The 26,233-nt window shown below is 33.3% G+C and carries 24 protein-coding genes and 2 tRNA genes; 8 read left to right on the top strand and 18 right to left on the bottom strand.

Annotation, left to right across the window (positions count from 1 at the left end):
* Positions 1-28: 28 nt before the first annotated feature.
* From rpsU to AC2D6V_RS01850, 3 genes are all read right to left on the bottom strand, one after another.
* On the bottom strand, positions 29-223 hold the full coding sequence (gene rpsU, locus AC2D6V_RS01860) for a 30S ribosomal protein S21 (RefSeq protein ID WP_484646342.1): 195 nt from the start codon (positions 221-223) through the stop codon (positions 29-31).
* Positions 224-298: 75 nt separating this feature from the next.
* Positions 299-2,998: an AsmA family protein gene (locus AC2D6V_RS01855; RefSeq protein ID WP_484646341.1), complete on the bottom strand. Its 2,700-nt coding sequence runs from the start codon at positions 2,996-2,998 to the stop codon at positions 299-301.
* Between the two features lie 123 nt (positions 2,999-3,121).
* Positions 3,122-3,826, bottom strand: a complete 705-nt coding sequence (locus tag AC2D6V_RS01850; protein ID WP_484646340.1) for a queuosine precursor transporter — start codon at positions 3,824-3,826, stop codon at positions 3,122-3,124.
* Positions 3,827-3,949: 123 nt separating this feature from the next.
* Here AC2D6V_RS01850 and folK point away from each other — a divergent pair, with 123 nt between their 5' ends.
* Positions 3,950-5,080: a 2-amino-4-hydroxy-6-hydroxymethyldihydropteridine diphosphokinase gene (folK, locus tag AC2D6V_RS01845; protein ID WP_484646339.1), complete on the top strand. Its 1,131-nt coding sequence runs from the start codon at positions 3,950-3,952 to the stop codon at positions 5,078-5,080.
* 157 nt (positions 5,081-5,237) lie between these two features.
* Here the strand turns inward: folK and AC2D6V_RS01840 are convergent, their stop codons facing one another.
* From AC2D6V_RS01840 to AC2D6V_RS01830, 3 genes are all read right to left on the bottom strand, one after another.
* Positions 5,238-5,906, bottom strand: a complete 669-nt coding sequence (locus AC2D6V_RS01840) for a hypothetical protein (protein ID WP_484646338.1) — start codon at positions 5,904-5,906, stop codon at positions 5,238-5,240.
* A 170-nt stretch (positions 5,907-6,076) separates the two neighbouring features.
* Positions 6,077-6,736 (bottom strand): class I SAM-dependent methyltransferase, encoded by a 660-nt coding sequence (locus AC2D6V_RS01835; protein WP_484646337.1) that lies wholly within the window; start codon positions 6,734-6,736, stop codon positions 6,077-6,079.
* Positions 6,737-6,822: 86 nt separating this feature from the next.
* Positions 6,823-7,359 carry an RNA methyltransferase gene (locus AC2D6V_RS01830; protein ID WP_484646336.1) on the bottom strand — a complete coding sequence of 179 codons (537 nt, stop codon included), beginning with the start codon at positions 7,357-7,359 and terminating at the stop codon, positions 6,823-6,825.
* 207 nt (positions 7,360-7,566) lie between these two features.
* On the opposite strand from AC2D6V_RS01830, the gene mutS reads away from it, so the two are divergent.
* From mutS to AC2D6V_RS01815, 3 genes are all read left to right on the top strand, one after another.
* Positions 7,567-10,179, top strand: a complete 2,613-nt coding sequence (gene mutS, locus AC2D6V_RS01825) for a DNA mismatch repair protein MutS (RefSeq protein ID WP_484646335.1) — start codon at positions 7,567-7,569, stop codon at positions 10,177-10,179.
* A 98-nt stretch (positions 10,180-10,277) separates the two neighbouring features.
* Positions 10,278-10,349, top strand: a tRNA-Gly gene (locus AC2D6V_RS01820).
* Between the two features lie 26 nt (positions 10,350-10,375).
* A tRNA-Leu gene (locus AC2D6V_RS01815) sits at positions 10,376-10,462 on the top strand.
* A gap of 101 nt (positions 10,463-10,563) precedes the next feature.
* Here AC2D6V_RS01815 and AC2D6V_RS01810 read toward each other — a convergent pair.
* On the bottom strand, positions 10,564-10,899 hold the full coding sequence (locus tag AC2D6V_RS01810) for a hypothetical protein (RefSeq protein ID WP_484646334.1): 336 nt from the start codon (positions 10,897-10,899) through the stop codon (positions 10,564-10,566).
* 100 nt (positions 10,900-10,999) lie between these two features.
* On the bottom strand, positions 11,000-12,235 hold the full coding sequence (locus AC2D6V_RS01805) for a 3-deoxy-D-manno-octulosonic acid transferase (RefSeq protein WP_484646333.1): 1,236 nt from the start codon (positions 12,233-12,235) through the stop codon (positions 11,000-11,002).
* Between the two features lie 150 nt (positions 12,236-12,385).
* Here AC2D6V_RS01805 and AC2D6V_RS01800 point away from each other — a divergent pair, with 150 nt between their 5' ends.
* Complete coding sequence (locus AC2D6V_RS01800; RefSeq protein ID WP_484646330.1) at positions 12,386-13,543, top strand: DegT/DnrJ/EryC1/StrS family aminotransferase; 1,158 nt, start codon at positions 12,386-12,388, stop codon at positions 13,541-13,543.
* The gene (gene galE / locus AC2D6V_RS01795) at positions 13,536-14,561 is read left to right on the top strand and encodes a UDP-glucose 4-epimerase GalE (RefSeq protein ID WP_484646328.1); all 1,026 of its coding nucleotides are present in this window, start codon (positions 13,536-13,538) and stop codon (positions 14,559-14,561) included. The genes AC2D6V_RS01800 and galE overlap by 8 nt, the downstream gene beginning before the upstream one ends.
* Positions 14,562-14,613: 52 nt before the next feature.
* Here galE and lspA read toward each other — a convergent pair whose 3' ends face one another.
* The 5 genes from lspA to AC2D6V_RS01770 are packed head-to-tail and all read right to left on the bottom strand — an operon-like array spanning position 14,614 to position 19,398.
* Positions 14,614-15,108, bottom strand: a complete 495-nt coding sequence (lspA, locus tag AC2D6V_RS01790) for a signal peptidase II (protein ID WP_484646327.1) — start codon at positions 15,106-15,108, stop codon at positions 14,614-14,616.
* Positions 15,109-16,002: an ACP S-malonyltransferase gene (fabD, locus tag AC2D6V_RS01785; protein ID WP_484646326.1), complete on the bottom strand. Its 894-nt coding sequence runs from the start codon at positions 16,000-16,002 to the stop codon at positions 15,109-15,111.
* A 43-nt stretch (positions 16,003-16,045) separates the two neighbouring features.
* Complete coding sequence (locus AC2D6V_RS01780) at positions 16,046-17,602, bottom strand: NAD(P)/FAD-dependent oxidoreductase (RefSeq protein WP_484646325.1); 1,557 nt, start codon at positions 17,600-17,602, stop codon at positions 16,046-16,048.
* An 8-nt stretch (positions 17,603-17,610) separates the two neighbouring features.
* Entirely contained in the window at positions 17,611-18,462 is an 852-nt protein-coding gene (locus tag AC2D6V_RS01775; RefSeq protein WP_484646324.1) for an alpha/beta hydrolase, read from the bottom strand.
* A gap of 3 nt (positions 18,463-18,465) precedes the next feature.
* On the bottom strand, positions 18,466-19,398 hold the full coding sequence (locus tag AC2D6V_RS01770) for a dihydrofolate reductase (protein WP_484646323.1): 933 nt from the start codon (positions 19,396-19,398) through the stop codon (positions 18,466-18,468).
* 281 nt (positions 19,399-19,679) lie between these two features.
* Between AC2D6V_RS01770 and AC2D6V_RS01765 the strand changes: the two genes are divergently transcribed.
* Positions 19,680-19,976 carry an isoamylase early set domain-containing protein gene (locus AC2D6V_RS01765; protein WP_484646322.1) on the top strand — a complete coding sequence of 99 codons (297 nt, stop codon included), beginning with the start codon at positions 19,680-19,682 and terminating at the stop codon, positions 19,974-19,976.
* A 54-nt stretch (positions 19,977-20,030) separates the two neighbouring features.
* Here AC2D6V_RS01765 and AC2D6V_RS01760 read toward each other — a convergent pair whose 3' ends face one another.
* From AC2D6V_RS01760 to AC2D6V_RS01740, 5 genes are all read right to left on the bottom strand, one after another.
* Positions 20,031-20,855: a thymidylate synthase gene (locus AC2D6V_RS01760; RefSeq protein ID WP_484646321.1), complete on the bottom strand. Its 825-nt coding sequence runs from the start codon at positions 20,853-20,855 to the stop codon at positions 20,031-20,033.
* A gap of 117 nt (positions 20,856-20,972) precedes the next feature.
* Positions 20,973-22,328 carry a NupC/NupG family nucleoside CNT transporter gene (locus AC2D6V_RS01755; RefSeq protein ID WP_484647504.1) on the bottom strand — a complete coding sequence of 452 codons (1,356 nt, stop codon included), beginning with the start codon at positions 22,326-22,328 and terminating at the stop codon, positions 20,973-20,975.
* Between the two features lie 194 nt (positions 22,329-22,522).
* Entirely contained in the window at positions 22,523-23,137 is a 615-nt protein-coding gene (locus AC2D6V_RS01750; protein WP_484646318.1) for a bifunctional nuclease family protein, read from the bottom strand.
* A gap of 121 nt (positions 23,138-23,258) precedes the next feature.
* Positions 23,259-24,218 carry an electron transfer flavoprotein subunit alpha/FixB family protein gene (locus AC2D6V_RS01745; protein WP_484646317.1) on the bottom strand — a complete coding sequence of 320 codons (960 nt, stop codon included), beginning with the start codon at positions 24,216-24,218 and terminating at the stop codon, positions 23,259-23,261.
* 100 nt (positions 24,219-24,318) lie between these two features.
* Complete coding sequence (locus AC2D6V_RS01740; protein WP_484646316.1) at positions 24,319-25,065, bottom strand: electron transfer flavoprotein subunit beta/FixA family protein; 747 nt, start codon at positions 25,063-25,065, stop codon at positions 24,319-24,321.
* 155 nt (positions 25,066-25,220) lie between these two features.
* Between AC2D6V_RS01740 and AC2D6V_RS01735 the strand changes: the two genes are divergently transcribed.
* Positions 25,221-26,198 carry a pyruvate dehydrogenase complex E1 component subunit beta gene (locus tag AC2D6V_RS01735; RefSeq protein WP_484646315.1) on the top strand — a complete coding sequence of 326 codons (978 nt, stop codon included), beginning with the start codon at positions 25,221-25,223 and terminating at the stop codon, positions 26,196-26,198.
* The last annotated feature ends 35 nt before the right edge of the window (positions 26,199-26,233 follow it).

Here is a 26,233-nt window from a genome sequence, read left to right as displayed (position 1 = left end):
GGGATTCATTTATAAGGTAATTTAAGATTTATATATCTTCTTGATCTCTTAAATTTTGGATATACTCAGCCTTTTGAATTTCACGACGACGTTTAACAGAAGGTTTTGTAAAAAATTGTCCTTCTCTTAAATTCTGCATTACTTTAATGTTTCTGTGCTTTCTTTTGTAACGTTTTAAAGCTCTTTCGATGTTCTCACCATCTTTAACTATAATCTTTAACATAAATATATTTTATTATTTCGTATTCAAGGATTTCCTAAAAAGGGATGCAAAGTTGAGACTTTTTATCAAAAAATCCTAATTAATCGTATCTTTTGTCTTCTTCTTTTTACTTAATAATCCACCTAGTACATTTTTAACAGCTTCCGTTGTTGGATTCGTTTTTATAGAATCGGTTTTTGTTGTTGTGGTGTCCTTAGATTTTGGTTTATTTCCCATGATATCTTTTAGAACATCATTGACTACCGAGTTTTGTCCTTTTTTAATAGAATCTGTTTTTGTTTTGTTACCGCCAATTATATCACCCAACATATCTGTTACTTTGTCTTTTCCTTGATTTAGCAATTTTTGTTTTTGAACTTCAATAAGTTGTTTCGTTAAATTAGAAACCCCACTAGTTAAATCTGTTTTTACGGTTGGATTCGAGTAGCTACCTCCAATATTTGCAGTTACGGGAATGATAATGTTTTTCGCTGCATCGGAATCAATTTTCCCAATCAATTGATTTATTTCACTACCTAAATATTTTGCTGGCACGTTAAAAACGGCATTGTAGTCTAATGTCTTATCAAAACCATGACCGCCAGAAACCGTAATGGTAATATCTTCATATTGTATGTCGAAAGGCTTAACACTCACTGTTCCATCGGCAAATGCTAACTTGGTTTTTAAATCTTTTAGATTTAGCTTATCAAAATCTATAAAATTTAATGCACCTTCTAGCTTATTGAAGAGTTCTCCTTGATTTGCATTAATTTTTGTTGTTAATAAATGCGCCAAGGCATTACCAGATACGGTATTTAGGTTTGGTGAAAACTCTTTGTCCAAATCACCAGAAAGATTAAGATTTGTATTTAATTTTCCTTGAAGAAGTTTTGCAATAGGTGCTAAATTTTGCAGTAATTCTATTTCCTTAAACGATTTTGCAATATTGAAACCATCGGCACCTAAATTCAAATTAAAAGTTGGTGTTTCGTTTTTTGTTGAAACATCTCCAGCTATAGATAAAACACCATCAAAAACACTAGATGTCATATTTTGTATGGAAGCCTGTTGGTCTTTTATATAAAGTGTTCCGGTAACATCTTTTAAATTCAAATTGTCGTATACAACAGTTTTTGCATTTGCATTTATAGTACAGTCTAAAAAATCTGGAATTTTTAAAGATTCAACATCGCTTGTTATTTTATTGTCTTCAGAAATTGTTCCATCTTCAGTCATAAAATCACTTACTTTAAAAAGATTAGATTTTACATCGAAATTACCTTTCAGCGTATTATCACTTAGTAAAAAACCTAATAAATTTTTAATAGTTCCTTTAGCATTTATATCGCTGTCACCCGTTTTAGCTTTGAAATTGTTTAATGAGACTGTTCCAGGATTAAAGGTCATATTTGCTTGTGAAATATGAATAGGGTTTACAATATCTTCCGAAGAAAAAATAAAATCAGAAATACTCGCAGAACCATTATTTTTTATGCGTTCGTAGGCATTAGCTTCAATGGCATTCATGTCAAAAGCACTATTTAGTTTCGCTTTTAAAATACCAGTGAGTGTATTGTCTAATTCTATTGGATAGGCTTTTGTAATGTTTGCTAAATTTAAAACACCATCTATATTGGCATTAACCAACATGTTCTTAGTTATGTTTTTTAAAGTTGCGGAGGATTTAAAAACATCGTCATCTATTTTAAAAATGAGCGTTTTAATATCGATATAAGTGTCATCTACTTTTCCTGTCTTGTTTTTTAAGGCGGCATTTATGGTAATATTGTTTACGCGCTTTGGTAAGTCGGGATATTTAAATGAGGCGTTGTTAGAAGTAATACTAATATCAAGTTTAGGAATAGTTTCCTCGGAACTCAACCCCTTAATACGCCCTTTTACTTTAAAGTCGCCTGTGGTTTGAACATCTTCAATATTTTTAGAATATTCTTTGGGCATAATGGCTAAGAAATTTTTAAAATCGGATTCTGGATTCTCAAAAGTGATGTCTATATCCTGTCCATTATCTAGCTGTTGTACATAGCCGTTAAACTCTAAAGGCAATTGGTTAATAAAACCTTTGTTTTCTTCAAAACTGTATTTGCTATTCTTTAAATCTAAACCAATTAAGGCGTCTAATTTAATGGAGTTATTTGTTAAGTAAGCGGTGCGGTCTATTGTGAAACTAACATTTGCATTACTTTGTGTCTCTAATTCGGAAACATCCGTTGAAAAAGTACCATGTCCTTCATGATTGAGTTCGGTAAGGTGAACACGTGTTTTAGAAACTTCATCTAAATAGGTAAGCGCACTATTTTTAATTTTATAATCTTCTAAACTAAAGGAGAAGTTGTTGGTTTCATTTTCTTCTGATACTTGCTTGTCATCCTCTTTGGTGATGTCGTAATTATTATTTCCGAATTTATCAGTCTTTAGCGTTAAAAGAGCCTCGTTAATATTAATAGAGTTTATAACAATTGGGTCTTCGTTCGCTTTTTTAAATAATTCTTTTACTGACATTGTAAATGATATGTCCTTTACTGAAGCAAAAGTTTCATCTTTAAAAGGTTCAAAATTGGTAATAACTAAATCACTTACATTTACTTGTGCTTGAGGAAAACTTCTAATAAAACTAAGGGAGACATCGCTAAATTCTACTTTAGCATTTAGGTTTTCATTAATAAAACGTTTTACTATGCCCTTAATCTGCCCTTGAAAAGCAAACGGAATGGCTATTAATAATGCGATAATAATAAGTAGGGTTATTCCAATAATTTTAAATGTTTTTTTCATTGGTAAGTTGTGTTAGATTTTCCGTTTGAGTGAGATAATCAAATATCCATTACAGATATATACGCAAAAATGACCTTAAAAGATGAAATTCATCTATTATTAATGTTAATTCTTCCTCAAAACTTAAAGTAAATCAATCTCTTCATTTACTTTTAAATTGAAACGTTTTCTGAAAAAATAAACACCTAAATATAAAAATGGCGTATCACAAGCAGCAACCATTACCTTGAATAAAAAACCACTTACTAACAAGCCTTTAAAGTTAGCCCAATCAATAATTCCAAAAGAACACAACAAGAAGACAATTGTAAAGGTGTCAATAAATTGTGAAAACCAAGTAGAAAAATTATTACGAAGCCATAGGTGTTTGCCTTTGGTTAAACGTTTCCAGAAATGGTAAATCTGGATGTCTACAAACTGGGCAAATAGATAGGTTAGCATACTAGCAAAAACTGCGATCATGGAGTTTCCAAATACGGTCTTAAACATATCATCTTTTACGTAAGACCAAGATGTAGCGGGAACAGCATCAGCAGCATAAATAATTAAAAGTGAAAATAAAGATGCAAAAATACCAACCACTACTATATCGTTAGCACGTTTTTTGCCATAGATTTCACTAATTAAATCGGTAATCAAAAAAGTTATTGGATAAGGAAGAATACCAACGGAAATTTCGAATAACTTACTTCCAAAAATTTCAATATCAAACGGATACCAATAAAAGAATTTTTGAAAAATAAGGTTAGAAACTACTAAAGATGTTATAAATAAAGCGCCTAGTAGTATGTAAATTCGTTGGGCGGCAAGTTTGTCTTTTAAATTCATTTTTATAATTAAATTATTTAGAGTGCTGCAACATGAGGAGCATTGCATCGAGAACCATTTTGTGAACAAATCTTCACCATAAATATAAGTTAAACCATTTACTTTTTATTATTTTGCCTTCCCATGATAAAACCAACAACGTTTCATATTGCATTAGGAAGTAATAAAGGCGATAAATTTAAAAATTTACAGGAAGCTGTTGATTCCATACATTTAAAAATTGGTAATATTAAACTCATTTCTAAAGTCTATAAATCACCCGCCTTTGGATTTGAAAGCGACGATTTTTTAAATTGCTGTTTAGCTTTAGAAAGCTATTTAGAGCCTCAGAAATTGCTAGAAAGCTTGCTCAATATTGAAACATCTTTGGGCAGAAAAAGAACTAAGACAAAAACCTACGAGGCACGGACCATTGATTTGGATATTGTTTTTGCTGAAGAAGAAATAATTGATACAAAATCGCTGCAAGTGCCGCATCCAGAGATGAGCAAACGTAAGTTTGTACTATTGCCACTTAACGATGTTGCTTCTAAAATAAGGCACCCAGAATTAGATAAAGAAGTATCTGATTTATTGCATGAATGTGATGATAAATCCAAATTAGAGCCTATTAATATTTGGTTGAAAAATCCGAGCAAGTCATTTGATTTTTCAAAATACAATTATATAGCAATAGAAGGAAATATAGGCGCTGGAAAAACCAGTTTAGCAACAAAAATAGCATATGATTTTAATGCGAAACTTATTTTGGAGCGCTTTGCCGACAATCCATTTTTACCTAAGTTTTATGAAGATGCAAATCGCTATGCCTTTACTTTAGAAATGTCCTTTTTAGCAGATCGCTATCAGCAAATTTCTGATGATTTGTCACAACTCGATTTGTTTAAAGATTTTATATTGAGTGATTATGATGTGTTTAAATCACTCATTTTTTCGAAAATAACCTTGCAAGAGGACGAATTTAATTTATACCGAAAGTTATTTTACTTGATGTATAAAGATATTGCAAAGCCTGAGTTATACATTTATTTATACCAAAATACGGAACGTTTACAACAAAACATAAAAAAACGTGGGCGCGATTACGAGCAAAACATCGCCGATGATTATTTAGAAAAAATCAATGCAGGTTATCTCGATTTCTTAAAAACTCAAAAAGATTTTAACGTAAAAATTATTGATATATCCGAAAAAGATTTTATTGAAAACCGAACGGACTATTTGTGGGTTTTGAGGGAGATTTGTCGAGATTAATTTTGGACTTAAGCTTATTGGCGGTCCGTATAACACATCTTTGTAGGTTTTAAGTTATGATTTTTCTATTAAGCACTGCCTTTAGTAATTCCTAGCAGATTCTGACTAAGTCGAAATAGTCGTAATTGCGGTTATGCCTCGTTAGCAAATGTTATTTCTATTCTTTCATCAACTGCTCAAGCCCCATAATGTACATCGCATATATATCTACATGACTTAACACCTCAGATTTCGTAACATCAAGACCTCCATAATATCTTTTTACTGAACGAAGATTTGCAAAGTCATTTATTTCTATCTTTTTTTTCCAAACCTTATTTTTGTTTTCATCGAAAACTGTAGCTAATATTCTAAGACTTGGTTTAGTGTTAGTTTTAGATTTGTTATTCCCAAAGGTTACTGAGGTACTACCTCCATTGGAAATCTGTACGTAATATCTAATGTATCGGTTGTTTTTAGGACAAACAACTTTTGCTCCTTTAAAGGTGTTTGAAGGCAATCCTTCAAGTCCACCAGTTCCTCCTGAGTCATAAATCCTTCCCCGTTTGTCTCTATAAAAACACATTTTCACTGGCATTTGTAATTTGTCTGTAAATGCTTCTTCGGTTTTAATTTTAATAGAATCTATAAGTTCTTCAGGAAATATTTTACTTATAGAAAATTCAGAAAACCAATTCCGATTGTTACGCTCAACCTTTATAAAATCAGTAAGTTCGGGATTCACTTTAAAAAAGAAGGAGTAAACAGCACCACTTTGAGCACTTGCTGCAAATGCATAAAATAATAATGTTATAATTAATAAAGGCTTTAAATTAGTGTATTTCATTTTGCTTAAATTTAACTATCTCCATGTAACAATATTGACTTTATGGAAAATGCTTGCAAAAGATTAGATAAGGTTTGGTTTTAATAAGGTATATTGATTGATAAGCGAAGTTAGAATATCATACATTAAGAATCATAATAAATTGCAGATTAAAACTTTAATTTTATAATCTAGATGGTTTTGAATAGCATGGTCACAATTCTTCCTTTATTGTTTTCTAAATGATGCTCATTCAAAACATTTACTTCTTTCACCTTAAAATTAAAAGGAGCTTTTAAAATGTCAAGTCCACTACTATATTTTGCGCGATTTCCTTGTCCCGATATTATGTCTGTGTTAGGTTTAAAATTATCATTTGGGATATGTTCGGTAAGAATGATGTATTTGTAGGTTGATAGTTTTTCAACGATTTTTTTAATTTCAGTATTCGATAAATGTTGTAATACTTGCCGCAATAACACACAATCGGCATTTGGGAGCTTCTCTTCTGAAATATCTAAACAATGAAACGCCAAGCGTTCTTCTTTAAAAGTTTTTTTATTTCTTTCAATCAGGTTTTCAACTATATCTACTCCAATATATTTTTTGGTGAATTTAACTAAGTGTTTCCCAATATTAAAATCACCACAACCCAAATCGCAAACGGTTAATGGCTTATCGAAAGATTTAAAAAATGTAATTACAGCTTCTAAATAAGGCTTAATAATATTTGGATGATGAGAGCCTTCACCAGAATAAAAATCGAAGTCATTTCCACCCCAAAGATTGCTTTTGTAAATCTGATTCATGACATCTTTAGTTGGCCAAGGTGTTTTTGGTTTTTTTGCCATATATTATCAGATTTCTCGACTGCGCTCGAAAAGACAGAAAGGTTATATATTCTAACTTCTAACTTCTAACTTCTAACTTCTAACTTCTAACTTCTAACTTCTAACTTTGAAAACACATCCCAAACCACAACCCCACAACTTACCGAAATATTTAAAGAATGTTTTGTACCATATTGCGGAATTTCTATAACCACATCACTTGCAGAGACTACATCTTGATTAACACCTTTTACTTCGTTGCCAAAAATTAATGCGTAAGTCGTTTGCTGTTTAGGCATAAAGTCGTTAAGCATGGTGGCATTTTCGGCTTGCTCAATGGAGCAAATTTTCATACCCTCAGCTTTCAGCTTTTCAACTAATTCAAGCGTGTCTTCAATATACTCCCAATCTATAGTATCGGTGCTTCCTAAAGCCGTTTTATGAATATCTTTATGTGGTGGCGTTGCAGTAATACCACAGAGATAAATTTTTTCAATTAAAAAAGCATCACTGGTTCTAAATACTGAGCCAATATTATTCAGACTTCTAATATTATCAAGAATGATAATAATAGGTGTTTTTTTAGCGTCTTTAAACCCCTCAACACTTAATCTGTCTAATTCACTGTTTTTAAGTTTTCTCACTTTTTAAGTTCTTGTGTCATGCTGAGCGCAGTCGAAGTATCTTTTTGTCAAGATTCTTCATTTCATTCTGAATGACAAGATAAATATTGTTGAAATCTCGTTCCAATTGTAGATAACTTCTAAAAAATCAACCTCAAAAAACATGAAATTAATGGTACATTGCATGCTACAATTTTGTCAAAAGTAATACTAAAAAACGATTCTACGTTGGCTAAAAAAGCAAAAAAAGTAACCCCGTTAATGAAGCAGTACAATGCCATTAAGGCAAAGTATCCAGATGCGCTATTGCTGTTTCGTGTGGGCGATTTTTACGAAACTTTTGGAAGCGATGCGGTAAAAGCTGCTGGAATTTTAGGCATTATTTTAACTAAACGTGGTGCGGGTAGCGAAAGTGAAACTGAGTTGGCTGGATTTCCGCATCATTCGTTAAACACCTATTTACCAAAATTGGTAAAAGCAGGTGAGCGTGTTGCAATTTGCGATCAATTAGAAGACCCAAAGCAAACCAAAACTATTGTAAAACGTGGTGTAACCGAATTGGTAACACCTGGTGTTGCGTTGAATGATGAGGTATTAGTATCTAAATCGAATAACTTTTTATGTTCGGTGTATTTCGATAAAAAATATATTGGAATTTCATTTTTAGATATTTCAACAGGGGAATTTTTAACATCTCAAGGAAATGCAGAGTACATTGATAAGCTACTTCAAAATTTTCGTCCTAGCGAGGTATTGGTGTCTAAACAAAAAAGAACACTTTTTAATGAAACATTTGGCGACGATTTTCATACCTTTTATTTAGAAGATTGGGTGTACCAAACCGATTATGCTTATGAAACTTTAATTAAACATTTCGACACTAAAACATTAAAAGGTTTTGGTATTGAAGATTTATATGAAGGCATTATCGCTTCGGGTTCTATTTTGCACTATTTAGGAGAAACCCAGCACCATAAATTACAGCACATCACGTCTATTTCTAGAATTGCAGAAGATGATTATGTATGGATGGATAAGTTCACCATTAGGAATTTAGAACTATATAATTCTACTAATAACAATGCGGTTACGCTTTTAAACGTAATTGATAAGACCATTTCACCAATGGGAGGAAGGTTGTTAAAACGATGGTTGGCATTGCCTCTAAAAAATGTTGAAAAAATTAAGCAACGTCATGAAGTGGTTCATTTTCTAACCAAAGAATATGCGGTGCTTCAAAAAATTCAAAATCACATCAAGCACATTGGCGATTTAGAACGTTTAATTTCCAAAACCGCTACAGGAAAGGTGAGTCCACGCGAGGTGATTCAGCTTAAAAATTCTTTAGAAGCTATTGTTCCCATAAAATCCATAGCTTCAAATTGTGATAATGAATCACTTAAAATTATTGGAGACAAATTGCAAAGTTGCGATGTGCTTCGTGAAAAAATAAAAGAAACACTTAACGAAGAAGCTCCCGTAAATGTGTTGAAAGGGAATAGTATTGCTTCTGGTTTTTCTTCAGAATTGGATGAGCTTAGAGGGTTGTCTAAATCAGGAAAGGATTACCTAGACAGCATGCTAGAGCGTGAAAGTGAACGAACTGGTATCACATCACTTAAAATAGCATCAAACAATGTGTTTGGATATTATATTGAAGTGAGAAATACACATAAGGATAAAGTTCCTGAAGAGTGGATACGTAAGCAAACTCTAGTAAATGCTGAACGTTACATTACCGAAGAGCTTAAAGAATACGAGGCTAAAATTTTAGGAGCCGAAGATAGAATTCAAGCTATAGAACAGCAATTGTTTGCTGAATTGGTAAGTTGGCTAAATCAATATATTAGACCCATACAACAGAATGCTTATTTAATTGGGCAGTTAGATTGTTTATGTGGTTTTTCTCAATTGGCAAAAGATAATAATTACATTTATCCGAATCTTGATGATTCATTCGATTTAGATATTAAAGATGGACGTCATCCCGTTATAGAAAAGCAATTACCTCTTGGAGAAGCGTATATTGCTAATGATGTTTTTTTGGATAGAAAAGAGCAACAAGTCATTATGATTACTGGACCTAACATGTCTGGTAAATCGGCTATATTGCGTCAAACGGCTTTAATTGTTTTACTAGCTCAAATAGGAAGTTTTGTACCAGCAAAAGAAGCTAGAATTGGTTTGGTAGATAAGATATTCACTAGAGTAGGAGCTAGTGATAATATCTCAATGGGAGAATCAACTTTTATGGTTGAAATGAATGAGACCGCTTCTATTTTGAACAATATTTCTGATAGAAGTTTAGTGTTATTGGACGAAATAGGTAGAGGCACAAGTACCTATGATGGAATTTCTATTGCATGGGCGATTAGTGAGTATTTACATGAGCACCCTGCAAAACCAAAAACACTGTTTGCTACACATTATCATGAACTTAATGAAATGAGTGAAACTTTTGGGCGTATAAAAAACTTTAATGTGTCTGTAAAAGAGTTAAAAGACAATGTGTTATTCTTAAGAAAACTGGTTGAAGGTGGCAGTGCGCATAGTTTTGGTATTCATGTGGCAAAAATGGCAGGTATGCCACAACAAGTATTACATCGCGCGAATAAAATACTAAAGAAATTGGAAAAATCACATTCCAGTGAAGAACTCACGGATAAAGTAAAGACTTTGCATGAAGATATGCAATTGAGTTTTTTCAATCTAGATGATCCCTTACTAGAAAACATTAAAGAAGAGATATTACACATTGATATAGATACACTTACACCTGTTGAAGCCCTTATGAAACTTAATGAAATTAAACGCATGTTGGTAAAGAAAAAACAAGCTTAAAATAAAATTTATTTATTTTAATAAAAGGCTTTGCAATTCCTAGAAATATTTTAAATTTGCATCCGCAATAGCAATATTGTACGTTCATTATAAAGACTGCGAAAGTAGCTCAGGGGTAGAGCATCACCTTGCCAAGGTGGGGGTCGCGGGTTCAAATCCCGTCTTTCGCTCTGAAACTTTCTTTAAACATACCAATGCTGAAGTGGTGGAATTGGTAGACACGTTGGACTTAAAATCCAATGTCCATTAGGACGTACGGGTTCAAGTCCCGTCTTCAGTACCAAGCCTTTACAAGTTTTCTTGTAAAGGCTTTTTTTATGTTTTAAGTTCGAGTATAAAAAAACCACCTCTATGGGTGGCTTTTTTATTATTAAGACAAAACTTTTAGTTGTTAATCTTAATCTTATCAGCTTCTTTTTTAAGAGCATCTCCCGCAGCATCAACAGCATTATCTACTGCATCTCCAGCAGCATCAACAGCGCTATCCACAGCATCTCCCGCAGTATCAACAGCACTATCTACTGCATCTCCAGCAGCATCAACAGCACTATCTACTGCATCGCCAGTTGCTTCAGCTGCTTCTTCAATAGCATCACCTGCAGCTTCTGTTGCATTTTCAACAGCATCTTCTACAGAATCTGCTTTTTTAGTGTCTCTACAAGATGTAAAAGATAAACCTAATGCCATTACTAATGCCATACTTAAAATTGATTTTTTCATGTTTTTTGTTTTTAGTGTTAATTATTTATAGTCAAGTGCCAATTTAATGACTTTTTTTAAAAAAAATTAAGAAAGCTTTAACAATTCTTGATTTTATAGTTTATATACGCAGGTAGTCTAGTATTTGGATGACAGCTCCCTTGTTTTTTCTTACGTACTCTGAATTCTTAGACCCATATTTTAACCGTAAGTCACTACTTTTTATCAATTTATTTAATATTTCGTTAAATTCTTCTTGGTTTGAAACGGAAAACATACCGCCATTATTAATCATAGTTTGTGCTTCAGGGAATTTAATATGATTTTTTCCAATTATAATCGGAATGCCAAATACAGCAGCTTCAAGTGTATTATGTAACCCTGTATTACCCATCGCTCCTCCAATGTAAGATATGTCTGCATAGCTATAAATTTTCGAAAGTATTCCAATAGAATCGATTATAAGTACTTGTGCTTTAGCAAGGTTTATATTTTCTCTTTCAGAGTATAATGCCGTATCAACTAAAAGGCTTTCTTTTAAGTTTTTTATTTGATTCTGTTTAATATTATGTGGAGCAATAATTATTTTGATACTATTTGATTTTTCAGAGTTAATTAAATTAATTAATAACTGTTCATCTTCTGGCCAAGTACTGCCCGCAACAAGACATAGCTGATTATTTTTAAAATTTTTAACGAATGTTAATGTATTGTCTTGCTCTAATTGATTTGTAACACGATCGAATCGAGTATCGCCAGAAACAGTGATGTTCTTATAATTAATAGACTCAAGGAGCAGTTTTGAAGATTCGTTTTGAGTGAAAATATGTTCAAAAGAAAACAGCGCTTGTCTTAGTGTTTTTCCGTAAAATTTAAAATATGGTTGATTTTTCCTGAACAAAGCGGAGATTAAAATTGCTCTTAAGTTACTGGTTTTAATCTCATTTAAAAAATTGGGCCAAATGTCGTATTTAACAAATACAGTTAGTTCTGGATTAACAATATCTATGAATTGTTTTGCATTTTTTTTGGTGTCTAATGGAATATAAATGACAATATCAGCAATAGGACTATTTTTGCGAATTTCATAACCAGAAGGAGAAAAAAAGGAGAGCACAATTTTATGGTCGTTATAATGATTTCTAAGTACTTTAAAAACAGGTAACCCCTGTTCGTATTCGCCTAAAGAAGCACAATGAAACCAAAGCGTTTTACTCTTAGTGTTTAGGTTACTTCGCAGAACGTCAAATGTTTCAGAACGACCGTTTACGCCAAATTTTATCTTTTTGTCAAAAGGTGATACACATTTTAGTGCGAAATCCGATATTTTAATTCCAATATTGTAAATGAAACTCAATGTTTTCTTCTTTAATGCTAAAATACATTTCTTTGAAAGATTTCTATGGATAACCTACTCTATTTTTGTAATTTTGGAAGTCAAAACTCTTAGGAGTTTTTCTTTAATCTGATCTTTAATTTGACAAAAAAAGATCTTAATTTTTTTAAAATGAAGAAAATTCAAATGGTTGATCTTAAAGGTCAGTACACCGATATAAAAGATGAGGTTAATCTTTCTATCCAAGAAGTTATTGAAAACACCGCATTTATAAACGGTCCTAGAGTACATGAATTTCAAAAAAACTTAGAACAATACCTAGGTGTCAAGCATGTTATTCCATGTGCTAATGGAACTGACGCTTTACAAGTTGCTATGATGGGTTTAGGTTTAAAACCAGGAGATGAGGTAATAACAGCAGATTTTACATTTGCAGCAACGGTTGAAGTTATTGCTTTACTTAATTTGATACCCGTTTTAGTAGATGTGAACGAAGATGATTTCAATATAAATATGGTAGCCTTAGAAAAAGCAATTACACCTAAAACCAAAGCGATTGTTCCTGTTCACTTATTTGGTCAATGTGCGAATATGGAGGCTATTATGGAGGTTGCTAAGAAGCATAATTTATATGTAATTGAGGATAATGCTCAAGCTATTGGTGCAAATTACACTTATAAAAACGGAACCAAGGTAAAAGCGGGGACTATTGGCGATGTTGGAGCAACATCTTTTTTTCCATCAAAGAATTTAGGATGTTATGGTGATGGTGGTGCAATTTTCACAAATGATGATGCACTTGCACATACTATTAGAGGTATAGTTAATCATGGAATGTATGAACGTTACCATCATGATGTGGTAGGTGTAAATTCGAGATTGGATAGTATTCAGGCGGCAGTGCTAGATGCTAAGTTGCCACTTTTAGATAGCTATAATAAGGCTAGGCAAACTGCCGCAATTAAATATAGTAAAGCTTTTGAGGGAATAGATAGTATTGTCACACCTAAAACAGTTAGTAGTAATTGTAGTAATATCTGTGATACTTGTGATTGTCATGTCTTTCATCAATATACTTTAAGAATAAAGGGAGTGAATAGAGATGCTTTAGCAAAACATTTAAATGATAATGGAATTCCTTGCGGAGTTTATTACCCAATACCATTGCATAAACAAAAAGCATATCAAAACGAAAGGTATAATGATGCAGACTTTATAGTGACTAATCAATTAGTAAAAGAGGTGATTTCATTACCTATGCACACAGAATTAGATAACAAACAAATTGAATTTATTACTTCAACAATTAAAAAATTTATAAATGGATAAGGTACTAGTTACTGGTGGGTTAGGGTTTATAGGATCGCACACGGTAGTTGAATTACAAAATAAAGGATATGAGGTTGTAATTATAGACAATTTATCTAATTCATCAGAAAATGTTTTGGATGGGATTAAATCTATTACAGGTAAAACACCAATTTTTGAAAAGTTAGATCTAAAAGTGAAAGATAAAGTTGAAGCCTTTTTTGCAAAGCATAGCGATATAAAAGGAGTTATCCACTTCGCGGCTAGTAAAGCAGTAGGAGAAAGTGTTAAGGAGCCACTGTTATATTATGAAAACAATATTGGAACTTTGGTTTACCTTCTAAAGGAACTTAAAAAATTGCCAGATGCTTCATTCATTTTTAGTTCTTCATGTACTGTTTATGGACAAGCAGATGAATTACCAATTACTGAAAATGCTCCTGTAAAACAGGCAGAGTCACCTTACGGAAATACGAAGCAAATTGGAGAAGAAATTATTAGAGATACCTGTAAAGTTGTTCCTAATATAAATGCAATTGCATTACGATATTTTAATCCGATTGGAGCGCACGAATCAGTTAAAATAGGTGAATTGCCAATAGGCGTGCCACAAAATTTAGTGCCCTTTATTACACAGACAGCTGTTGGTATACGAAAAGAGTTATCTGTTTTTGGGGATGATTATCCAACACCAGATGGCACATGTGTTCGGGATTATATTCATGTTGTAGATTTAGCTAAAGCCCACGTTATAGCTTTGGGACGGTTACTAAATGGGAATAATACATCTAATTATGAAACCTTCAACCTTGGGACAGGAAAGGGGAGCTCCGTATTGGAAGTCGTAAATTCCTTTGAGAAAGTATCAGGTAAAAAATTAAATTATAAAATTGTAGGTAGGAGAGAAGGTGATGTAATTTCTGCTTATGCCGATACTAATAAAGCAAATGATGAGTTAGGTTGGAAAACAGAATTATCCCTAGATGATGCCATGAGTTCCGCTTGGAAGTGGGAGCAGAAAGTGAGATCGAAAAGCTAAAATATCCGAATCAACTTATAAAAAGCTTACTTTTCAAAGTAAAGCTTATTTATCACTTACTTGTTTTCTTCTTCTTAAAGCTAACAACCACCAAAATAATCATCCCAGTAGTTACAGCTAAATCGGCAATATTGAAAATACCTGTTCTCAATAAATCGGTTAACTTGATATAAAGAAAGTCTGTAACGGAACCGAATACGACTCTATCAAAAACATTAGCTATACCACCTCCAATAATCATTGAAAAAGCAAGTAAAGACCATTTGTCTAAATTCTTGTCTTTTAAAATGTACCGTAAAACGAGACCTAAAACAACAACAGGTAATACAAGTAATAAAATGATTCTAAGTGTATCATTTAATTCACTGCCCATACCTAAGAAGGCACCTTCGTTTTCTACATTGTGTAATGATAAGTAGCTACCAATGATTTCTGTTTGACTTCCTGCTATAACTTTAGCTCGAACTATTACTTTTGAAATTTGGTCGGCAGTAATAGTTAAAATAATAACTAATAAAATGTAGAGGGTGCGTTTTGATAACTTCATTTAGCTGTTAGATTCTAGCGTTACAGAAATTGTTTTAGATTCTCTATTAATCTTTTTTACCAGGCCTTGTAAAACTTTACCTGGTCCAACTTCTGTAAATAATGTAGCGCCATCTGTAATCATTTGTTGCACAGATTGCGTCCAACGCACAGGAGCTGTTAATTGAGAAATAAGATTGCCTTTTATAGCCGCTTCATCAGTAACAGCATTAGCAGTAACATTTTGATAAATTGGACAGTTGGGTGTATTAAAGACGTTGTTTTCAATAGCAGCAGCTAATTCTTCACGAGCAGGTTCCATTAAAGGTGAATGAAACGCTCCTCCAACAGGTAAAACTAATGCACGACGTGCGCCTTCTTCTTTTAAAGTTTCGCAAGCTCTGTTTATTGCGTCAATTTCACCAGAAATTACAAGTTGACCTGGGCAGTTATAATTAGCAGCAACTACTACACCCTCTGTCATAGCACAAATTTTTTCAACGACATCATCATCTAATCCTAAAACAGCAGCCATGGTACTTGGTTGCAATTCACAGGCTTTTTGCATTGCTAAAGCACGCTGAGAAACTAATTTTAAGCCATCTTCAAAAGTTAAAGCGCCGTTTGCTACTAAAGCTGAAAATTCACCTAGTGAGTGTCCTGCAACCATGTCTGGTTTAAAACTATCCCCTAGCGTTTTTGCTAAAATTACTGAGTGTAAAAATATTGCGGGCTGTGTTACTTTGGTTTCTTTTAAGTCTTCAGCGGAGCCTTCAAACATCGTATCTGTGATATTGAAGCCTAAAATATCATTTGCTTGTTCGAATAATTCTTGAGCTAAAGGGGAGTTTTCATATAAGTCTAAACCCATTCCTGAGAATTGAGCACCTTGACCAGGAAAAATATATGCGTTCATAATGTTAGTTTTAAGTGTGGCAAAAATAGTAATAAAATCGCAACTATAGGTTATTGGTAGCTGCTTCTGCGCATCGTTCGCCATCCATAGCCGCAGAAACAATGCCTCCCGCATAACCACCACCTTCACCACAGGGAAAGAGGTTAGAGATTTGTGGATGTTGTAATTGATTATTTCTTGGGATAGAAACTGGTGATGATGTTCTAGATTCAACACCAACAATATTTGCTTCTTCAGTATAATAGCCTGTCATTTTTCTTCCAAAAGCTTCAAATCCTTTTCTTAATCTACCACCAATGAATTTAGGTAATAAAGAATGCAAAGGCGCTGATTTTAAACCAGGTTGGTAAGAGGTGTTATTTAAACTATTAGATAATCTACCCTCAACAAAATCTGTTAAGCGTTGTGCCGGTGCTACTTGACTTCTGCCACCTGAAGTGAAAGCTAAACGCTCCAAGTTTTTTTGATATTCTAACCCTTTTAAAGAACCAAATTTTTCATATTTAGGTAAGTCGGTGTCGACATTTATTTCAACTACAATTCCTGAATTAGCATATAAATTATTTCGTTTTGAAGGTGACATGCCGTTCACAACTACTTCGCCATTTGCTGTAGCCGCAGGAACTATAAAACCACCCGGACACATACAAAATGAATAAACCCCTCTGTCTTTAACTTGTTCCACTAAACCATAAGAAGCCGCTGGGAGTAATTCATTACGTGAGCCTGAACAATGGTATTGAATTGAATCGATAATATGTTGTGGATGCTCAACTCGTACCCCCATTGCAAAAGATTTTGCTTCTAATGCAATTTGCTTTTTATCAAGCAGGTAAAAAATATCTCTTGCTGAATGTCCTGTTGCTAAAATGACTTTTTCGGTAGTCAATTCTTTTTCGTTTTGAATCTGTATAGCCTGAATTTTATTGTCTTTTATTATGAAATCAGTTACGCGTGTTTCAAAATGAATTTCACCCCCGTACTTAAGAATCGTTTCACGAATATTCTGAACCACTTTTGGTAATTTGTTAGTGCCAATATGTGGATGCGAATCAACTAAAATTTGATCTGTGGCACCATGGAAGACAAGATTTTCAAAAATACGACGGACATCACCACGTTTTAAACTACGCGTATATAATTTTCCGTCACTATAGGTTCCCGCACCACCTTCGCCAAAGCAATAGTTAGAATCTTCGTTTACAAAATGGTCTTGATTGATGGCTTTTAAATCGCGTCTACGGTCTTGCACATTTTTACCACGCTCTAAAACTATGGGTTTAAAGCCTAGCTCAATACAGCGTAAAGCCGCATACATACCAGCAGGACCAAAACCAATAATATGTATGGGGTCGGCCTTTGAAACATCTTTGTAATCAAAGGTATATTCAGAACTATTGGGAACTGGTTCATCAATAAATACGGAAACTTTATAATTAAATATAATCTTTGGTTTTCTGGCATCAAGTGATTTTCTTAAGACTTTAATGCCTGAAATATGTTTTCGGTCTATGGCTAACTTAATTGCGGATTTTATGACCAATATATTTGGTTGTTTTTCCTCTTTAAGTGTAATGCGCAATTGGATTTCTTGTACCATTGATTTATTTAATCGTTAAAGATTCGAACTAAATCATTTGTAAAGCATTCATTCCAAACTGCCCAATCATGTCCACCTTTAATTACTGAAACTTCACTGTCTATTTGATTAGTAATAAAAAATGATTTTAATTCGAATATTACATTAGAAATACCGTAGGCATCATCGTCACCTGTTGAGGTATAAAATTTTGGATAATTTGTTATGCCATTAGAAGCGTCAATTAAATTTCTATACGAGTTGGATTTCCAAATTGAGTCATTAAAAACACCGTTATATTTGAAAACATCAATTACTCTAGAAGAAGAAATTTTGGGTGGCGATGGAAAATAAGCGGCTGGACTAAGTAAAATAACTGATTCAAATAAGTCAGGGTATTTTAAACCAAAGTTTAATGCGCCAAATCCTCCAGCAGAATTTCCTGCTACCATTCTTGTTTTGCGATTAACTAAAACGTCATATTCAGTTTCTATATAAGGAATAAATTCATTAATATAGATTAGCTCCATTGGTTTTATGCTATTAAGGTACCACGAATTTCCTGCGTTAAGTGATACGGCAATTGTTGGTTTAATATTTTTAGTTCTAATAAGACTATCTAAAATGTGCTTAATATTCCCTTCTTTTTCATTAAACCAGTCTTTGTTACTTCCACCATGACCATGCATTAGATAAAGGATGCGATGATTTTTAGTGTTCTCGAATTTTTCAGGTAAATAGATTGAGTAATTAATAGAATCTTTTAAGTATTTTGAGAATAAACTTCTTTCTAAAACTATAGAAGACGTTTTTTCTTTTGTCTTATTGGTATTGCAACCTAAAAGAGTTATAAAACTTATAATAAGAAGGGGTATTCGCATATACTACTTTCTTTCATAGGTCACAAAAGAGAACTCATGCTTATGATTTTCATCTTTTTTATGAAATACATTGGCTATTTCAGTCCAAACTGATGCATCTATTTTGGGAAAGAATGTATCCGCTTCAAAATCTTCATGAACTCTTGTAAGTTCTATTTTATCTGCAAGACCCATTGCTTGTTTATAGATTTGTCCACCGCCTATAATAAATGGCTGAGAATCATTTTTAACAGCATCAATAGCATCTTCTAAACTATGTACAATTATTACACCCTCAGGGACTTTATAGTTTTTTTGTCTCGTAATAACTACATGAGTTCTGTTAGGTAAAGGCTTTGGGAAACTTTCAAATGTTTTACGCCCCATAATAATATGATGCTTATTTGTTAGTGATTTAAAACGTTTTAAATCATCACTTAAATGCCAAATAAGTTTGTTCCCTAACCCTATAGCATCGTTTTCTGCTGCTGCAACAATAATGGTTAGTTCTGATTTAGAATTATTTGATTCTAAATTTTGAACTTTTGAAATGGATTCATTATAAACTTCACTATGAGCGATTAATTTTTCTTCTTTTAAAAAGCCGGCTTTTAGTTTGTCTATTCGTTCTTGTTGTTTTGCAACTAATTTATCTAGTTCTTGTTTCTCCCATGCTTTACCCATAAATTTATGGGTAATAAATACATTGAAAGCGTGGTATAAAAAAAAGAATAACCACAAAAGAATGGCATAAACAAACCAGTTTATTTCGAAAAATTTCAAGTCTTTGCCAATACCTAAAACTGTGTTTGCTATTATTAAAAAGATGGCGCCAATTAAAAATATCACAAAATGAACATACAAACGTTTCTTTTGTTTAATACGTTTTTGAGCATTTTCAATGAGCTCTAATTGGTCTTTATCTATAGTAGGGATGGGTTTCTTTTTTCCAAACATGGGTTCGTTTTAATGCATGTAAAGTTAAAGTTTTTTAACTAATTTATAATAAAATATAGAGCTAAATAGCGAAATCGTTTTAGTTTAAAAATCCTTAAAATCAGTAAAAAAAGATACTTTTTGGATGATAATTATACATTTTTATTCTTAAATTTTTATATACTTTAGATTAATGTGAACAGATATTAATAAATTGATAATTCTTTAGTGTAAATGAGCTAAAGTGTTAATTATTAACTATTTCTTTAATAAATTTGTCCCATAAAACAACACATTTTATTATGGCTATTAAAAAACAGTATTTAAAGAGTAAACCTATATGTAAAGTAACTTTTTCTATTGAAGCAGAAGATGCTAAAAAAGTTGCTGTTGTAGGAAGTTTTAACGAATGGAACGCTAAAAAAGCACCACTTAAAAAATTAAAGAATGGTACCTTTAAAGGGACTATCGATTTAGACAAAGACAGCTCTTACGAGTTTAAGTATGTCGTAGACGGTGCTTATGTAAATGATTCTGAAGCAGATTCTTATGCTTGGAATGACTTTGCTGGAGCAGATAACGGCGTTGTAACTGTTTAGTTAAAACACATCAAAAATTTATTGAAAGCACTTTCTTTTTAGAAGGTGCTTTTTTTATACTGCAACAATACCCTTAATATGTGGATGTGGATTATAGTCAACCAATGTAAAATCCTCAAAATCGAAATCGAAAATATCCTTTATTTCAGGATTTAAAATCATTTTTGGTAACGGTCGAATATCTCTCGATAATTGTAATTCTAGTTGCTCGTAATGATTGCTGTAAATATGTGCATCACCAAAGGTGTGTATAAATTCGCCTGCTTCATAACCACAAACCTGAGCCATCATCATAGTAAATAAGGCATAAGAAGCAATATTGAAAGGAACGCCTAAAAAGATGTCGGCACTTCTTTGATAAAGCTGACAAGAAAGTTTGCCATCTGCCACATAAAATTGGAAGAACGCATGACATGGAGGTAAAGCTGCTTTACCATTAGCTACATTTTCTCCAAAAGATATTGAAGTATCTGGGAGTACTGAAGGGTTCCAAGCAGAAACCAACATTCTACGACTATTAGGATTGCTTTTTAAAGTCTGTATCACCTCTTTAATCTGATCTATCTCATCGTTATTCCAGTTGCGCCATTGGTGTCCATAAACTGGCCCTAGATCACCATTTTCATCAGCCCATTCATTCCATATGCGTACACCATTTTCGGTAAGGTATTTAGTGTTTGTGTCGCCTTTTAAAAACCAAAGTAATTCGTAAACTATAGATTTTAAATGCAGTTTTTTTGTAGTAACCATGGGAAATCCTTCGCTTAAATCGAATCGCATTTGATGCCCAAAAACACTTTTTGTTCCTGTTCCTGTTCTATCTCCTTTTTCGTTCCCGTTTTCTAAAACGTGTTTTACTAAATCGTGGTATTGTTTCATTTACTAGGTCTTCTAATTCATTTTTTGATGGAGCTAAAAATATGAAAATCTGCCAAAAAGATAGGATAAGATTTGCAATATGTTATTATAAAGTTATTAACCTAAGAAAGTGAATTGTTACCCAATTATCATACCTGCAATAGTAGCAGAAATTAAAGAAGCTATTGTGCCACCCAGAAGAGCTTTCATACCGAATTTAGATAATGTTTTACGTTGTCCGGGAGCTAAAGAGCCAATACCACCTATTTGAATACCTATAGATGCAAAATTGGCAAATCCACAAAGCATGTATGTTGCCATGATAATGGATTTCTCGTAGCTAAGATGGATATCGTTTGTTATGTTTTTTAAATCTGCTAATTGTATGTAACCCACAAATTCACTAGCCGCCAATTTTATTCCAAGTAGTTGTCCCATTAAAGCCATATCTTCTTTAGCCACACCAATAAGCCACATAAGAGGAGCAAAGGTATAACCTAATAGAAGTTCTAAAGAAAGATTATCGTAAGTAGTGTTCTTAGCTATCCATCCGTTTAAAGAAGACACATCTCCAACCCAACCTAAAATACCATTGAACATAGCTATAAAAGCTACAAAAACTAGAAGCATAGCACCTACATTAACGGCTAATTTTAATCCTTCGGTGGTGCCATTGGCTATCGCATCTAAAAAATTTGTACCTATTTTTTCTTGAGACACCGTTACATCTGTATTAACATCCTCGGTTTGTGGATATAGGATTTTAGAAATTACAATAGCACCAGGTGCCGCCATTACTGATGCCGCCAATAAGTGTTTTGCATAAAATAATCGTAAAACCGGATCGTCGCCACCAAGGAAACCTATGTAAGCTGCAAGTACAGCACCAGCTACGGTTGCCATACCACCTATCATGACGAGCAACATTTCGGACTTATTCATTTTTTCTAAATAAGCTTTTATTAAAAGAGGTGCTTCAGTTTGTCCTAAAAAGATATTCCCAGCAACACTTAAGCTTTCGGCACCAGATATTTTTAAAGCTTTTGATAATAACCAAGCCATCCCTTTCACTACTTTCTGAATAATTCCTAAGTAAAATAAAACGGATGTTAGTGCTGAAAAGAAAATAATAGTTGGTAATACTTGAAAAGCAAAAATAAATCCGAAAGTATCCATGTCCACGACCAAGCCTTCAAAAAGGAACTTACTTCCTGCTCTAGTAAAATCGAGAACGCTTACAAAAAGACTACCTACAAACTCAAAAATTCCTTTAATAAATTCAATTTTTAAAACACCTACCGCTATTAATAATTGAAAAGCCAAACCCATTCCAACAACTCTCCAGTTAATGGCTTTTTTATTACTACTAAAAAGAAAAGCTATAAAAACCAATGTTATCATACCTAGAACACCGCGCCACAAACTGTTTACAGAAAATCCTTGGCTTGGAATAATGGTAGAAGTGTTATCAGGTTTAGATACTTTTTCAGCCATATCTGTTAAAATGGATTCATTTAAAGATTGTACATCTATAGAAATATTTTCTAATGAATCTTGACTTGCAATACTAGTTTGAAGTGAATCGACAACTATGGTTTCTGTTGTGTCTTGCGCTATAATTGTTGAAGTAGATAATAAAAAAATAGCGACAAAAGGCAAAAGAAATTGTTTCATAGTGTAATGTAAAATTATCGTTTTGAGATTTCGTCTCTTATTTTAGCTGCTTTCTCATAATCTTCATTAGTTACAGCTTCGTCTAAAAGGTTGTGAAGTTCTTCTAAGCTTTTTCCTTTGTAGCTTTCTTGAGGCACATCGAGCTCTATCTCGTCGGCAAGTAAATCGTCTACCAAAACACTATCTTCGTTTTCTTCATCATCCTTACTAGGGTTGACTTTTAGGTAGATTCCTGCTTTGTCAAGAATGTTTTTATATGTAAAAATTGGAGCATCAAAACGAAGTGCTAAAGCGATGGCATCGCTCGTTCTGGCATCTATAATTTCTTCAATTTTATCACGCTCACAAATTAGACTGGAGTAAAAAACACCATCGACTAATTTATGGATAATCACTTGTTTGACAACAATGTCAAACCGATCGGCAAAATTTTTAAATAAATCGTGAGTTAAAGGTCTTGGTGGGCGAATTTCTTTTTCTAATGCTATAGCTATAGATTGCGCTTCAAAAGCACCTATAACAATAGGGAGTTTCCTGTCTCCATCAACTTCATTTAAAATAAGGGCGTAAGCACCATTTTGGGTTTGGCTATAAGATATTCCCTTTATATTTAATCTTACTAAACTCATAATTTATAAAAAAGCAAAGAACTGTTTAAATTAGAACTTTACCAAACTGCCAATGACAGATTAAAGAACAAAATGCTAATTTACGCAGTTCTGTACGCGTATACAATTTATAAAAAATATTTTATTGTTGTGCTTTAAAAGTCTTCAATTTTTCTATTAATGCCGGAACAACATCAAAGGCATCACCAACAACACCATAGTCTGCAGCTTTAAAGAAAGGTGCTTCGGCATCAGTATTAATAACTACTTTTACTTTAGATGCGTTAATTCCAGCCAAATGCTGAATAGCACCCGAAATTCCGATAGCAATGTACAAGTTAGAGGCCACTGGTTTTCCTGTTTGCCCAACATGTTCGCTATGAGGTCTCCAGCCTAAATCTGAAACTGGCTTTGAACAAGCTGTTGCAGCACCTAAAATGTCGGCAAGCTCTTCAATCATGCCCCAATTTTCAGGACCTTTTAAGCCACGACCTGCTGAAACTACAATATCGGCATCAGCAATACTTACTTTGTTTGTAGCTTTATCTACAGATTCAATTGTAACTCCAGCATTTGAAATAGTAGGTGAAAATTCTTCCGCGGAAGCATTACCATTAGATTCTACTAATCCAAAGGAATTATTTGAAAGACCAATAATTTTAATATCTGTGTTTATTTGAGATACTTCAAAAGCCTTATTTGTAAAGGCGCTACGTTTAACGGTTAAAGGCGTAATACTTGATGGCGCTTCAACAACGTTGGAAGCATAACCAGCATTTAAGCCAACAGCTAAAAGTGGTGCAAGATATTTACTGTCTGCACTAGAGCTTACAATAATAACTTTGGCGTTTTCTTTATCTGCTGCTTGCTTAATAACATCAGCATAGCCTTTAGCATTAAAACTTTTTAAGCTGTCATTGTTAACGTTTAATACCTTATCTACACCATAGTTACCCAATTCGTTGTAATTACTATCATTGATAGTAATAGCTGTAACGGTTGATCCCATTTGGTCTGCAACAGCTTTGGCATAAGACGCTACTTCGAATGCTGTTTTTTTAAAAGTTCCTTGTTCTGATTCTGTATATACTAAAACGGACATAAATTTTTGATTTTGTCATCCTGAACTTGATTCAGGATCTTATTAATCTTTTTGCTGTTTTTAAAAAGATTCCGAAACAAGTTCGGAATACTTTAGCAAGCTAAATCACCTTAGCTTCGTTATGAAGTAAGTGTACTAATTCATCTAAATTATCTGGAGACACCAGTTTTACAGCTCCTTTCGGTGTAGGCTTTTCAAATGATACCGAAGATGTTTCAGCAGTCGCATCTATTGGTTCTAAAACGGTTAAAGGTTTCTTACGAGCCATCATAATACCTCGCATGTTTGGAATTCGTAAATCACTTTCTTCAACTAAACCTTTTTGACCTCCAATTACTAGAGGGAGTGAAGTGGAAACGGTTTCTTTTCCACCATCTATTTCTCTTGTAGCAGTGGCATTGTTTCCTTCAACTTCAAGATTAATGCAGTTGTTTACAAAATTGGCATCAATTATTCCGGCCACCATACCTGGAACCATACCACCATTATAGTCTATGGACTCACGACCAGCAATAACCAAATCGTAAGAACCATCCTTTACAACATTTGCCAATTGTTTTGCAACCGAAAAACCATCAGTCGCAACGGTGTTTATACGAATTGCAGCATCAGCACCAATCGCTAAAGCTTTGCGAAGTGTAGGCTCTGTTTCAGCAGTTCCAACATTTACAACCGTAACCTCGGCGCCTTGTTTTTCTTTGAACCACATAGCTCGTGTAAGTCCAAATTCGTCATTCGGATTAATAACAAACTGTACGCCATTAGTGTCAAATTTTGTGTTGTCTTCTGTGAAATTAATCTTCGAAGTCGTGTCTGGCACATGGCTAATACACACTAAAATTTTCATTATAATCGATTTTAATTATTGTAATTTTTGCAGAGGACGAAGTTAAATATTTTATTTTGAATATTTACTATGCACGCATAGTAAATTTGCATAATTCTTTTAAAGAATATAAAGCATTTATTGTTATTTTTGCAACTCGATTTAAAATACATTAAATGAAGACAATTCAATTTAGAGAGGCGATTTGTGAAGCAATGAGCGAAGAAATGCGTAAAGACGAAAGCGTATATTTAATGGGTGAAGAAGTTGCTGAATATAACGGAGCTTACAAAGCTTCGAAAGGTATGTTAGATGAGTTTGGTGCTAAACGTGTAATCGACACGCCTATTGCAGAGCTAGGTTTTGCAGGTATTGCAATAGGGTCTACAATGACTGGTAACAGACCAATAGTTGAATATATGACTTTTAACTTCTCGTTAGTTGGAATAGATCAAATTATAAATAACGCAGCAAAGATTAGACAGATGTCGGGTGGTCAATTTAAGTGCCCCATTGTATTTCGAGGGCCTACAGCTTCTGCAGGTCAATTAGGAGCTACTCACTCACAAGCTTTCGAAAATTGGTTTGCTAATACGCCAGGATTAAAGGTGGTTGTGCCTTCTAATCCTTATGATGCTAAAGGACTATTAAAAGCTGCTATTCGTGATGACGATCCAGTTATTTTTATGGAGAGTGAACAAATGTATGGTGATAAAGGAGAAGTGCCAGAAGGCGAATACATCGTGCCATTAGGTGTTGCAGATATTAAGCGTGAAGGAACAGATGTTACTATAGTATCTTTTGGAAAAATAATTAAGGAAGCTTATAAAGCGTCAGATATACTTGAGAAAGAAGGCATTTCTTGCGAGATTATAGATTTACGTACCGTTCGTCCAATGGATAGAAAAGTTATTGTTGAATCTGTTAAAAAAACAAACCGATTGGTTGTTTTGGAAGAAGCATGGCCTTTTGGAAATGTTGCAACAGAAATCACTTATTTAGTGCAGTCTGAAGCATTCGATTATTTAGATGCGCCAATTGTAAAAATAAATACAGCAGATACACCTGCGCCATATTCCCCTGTTTTACTTGCTGAGTGGCTTCCAAACCATGAAGATGTGATAAAAGCAGTAAAAAAGGTTTTGTACAAATAAATTAATATAATTTACGTTATATAAACTTCATTAGC

This window comes from Algibacter sp. YIN40, from assembly GCF_057219435.1.
Note: the sequence above shows the minus strand (reverse complement) of the source record. Positions and strands in the feature narration are given on the sequence as shown.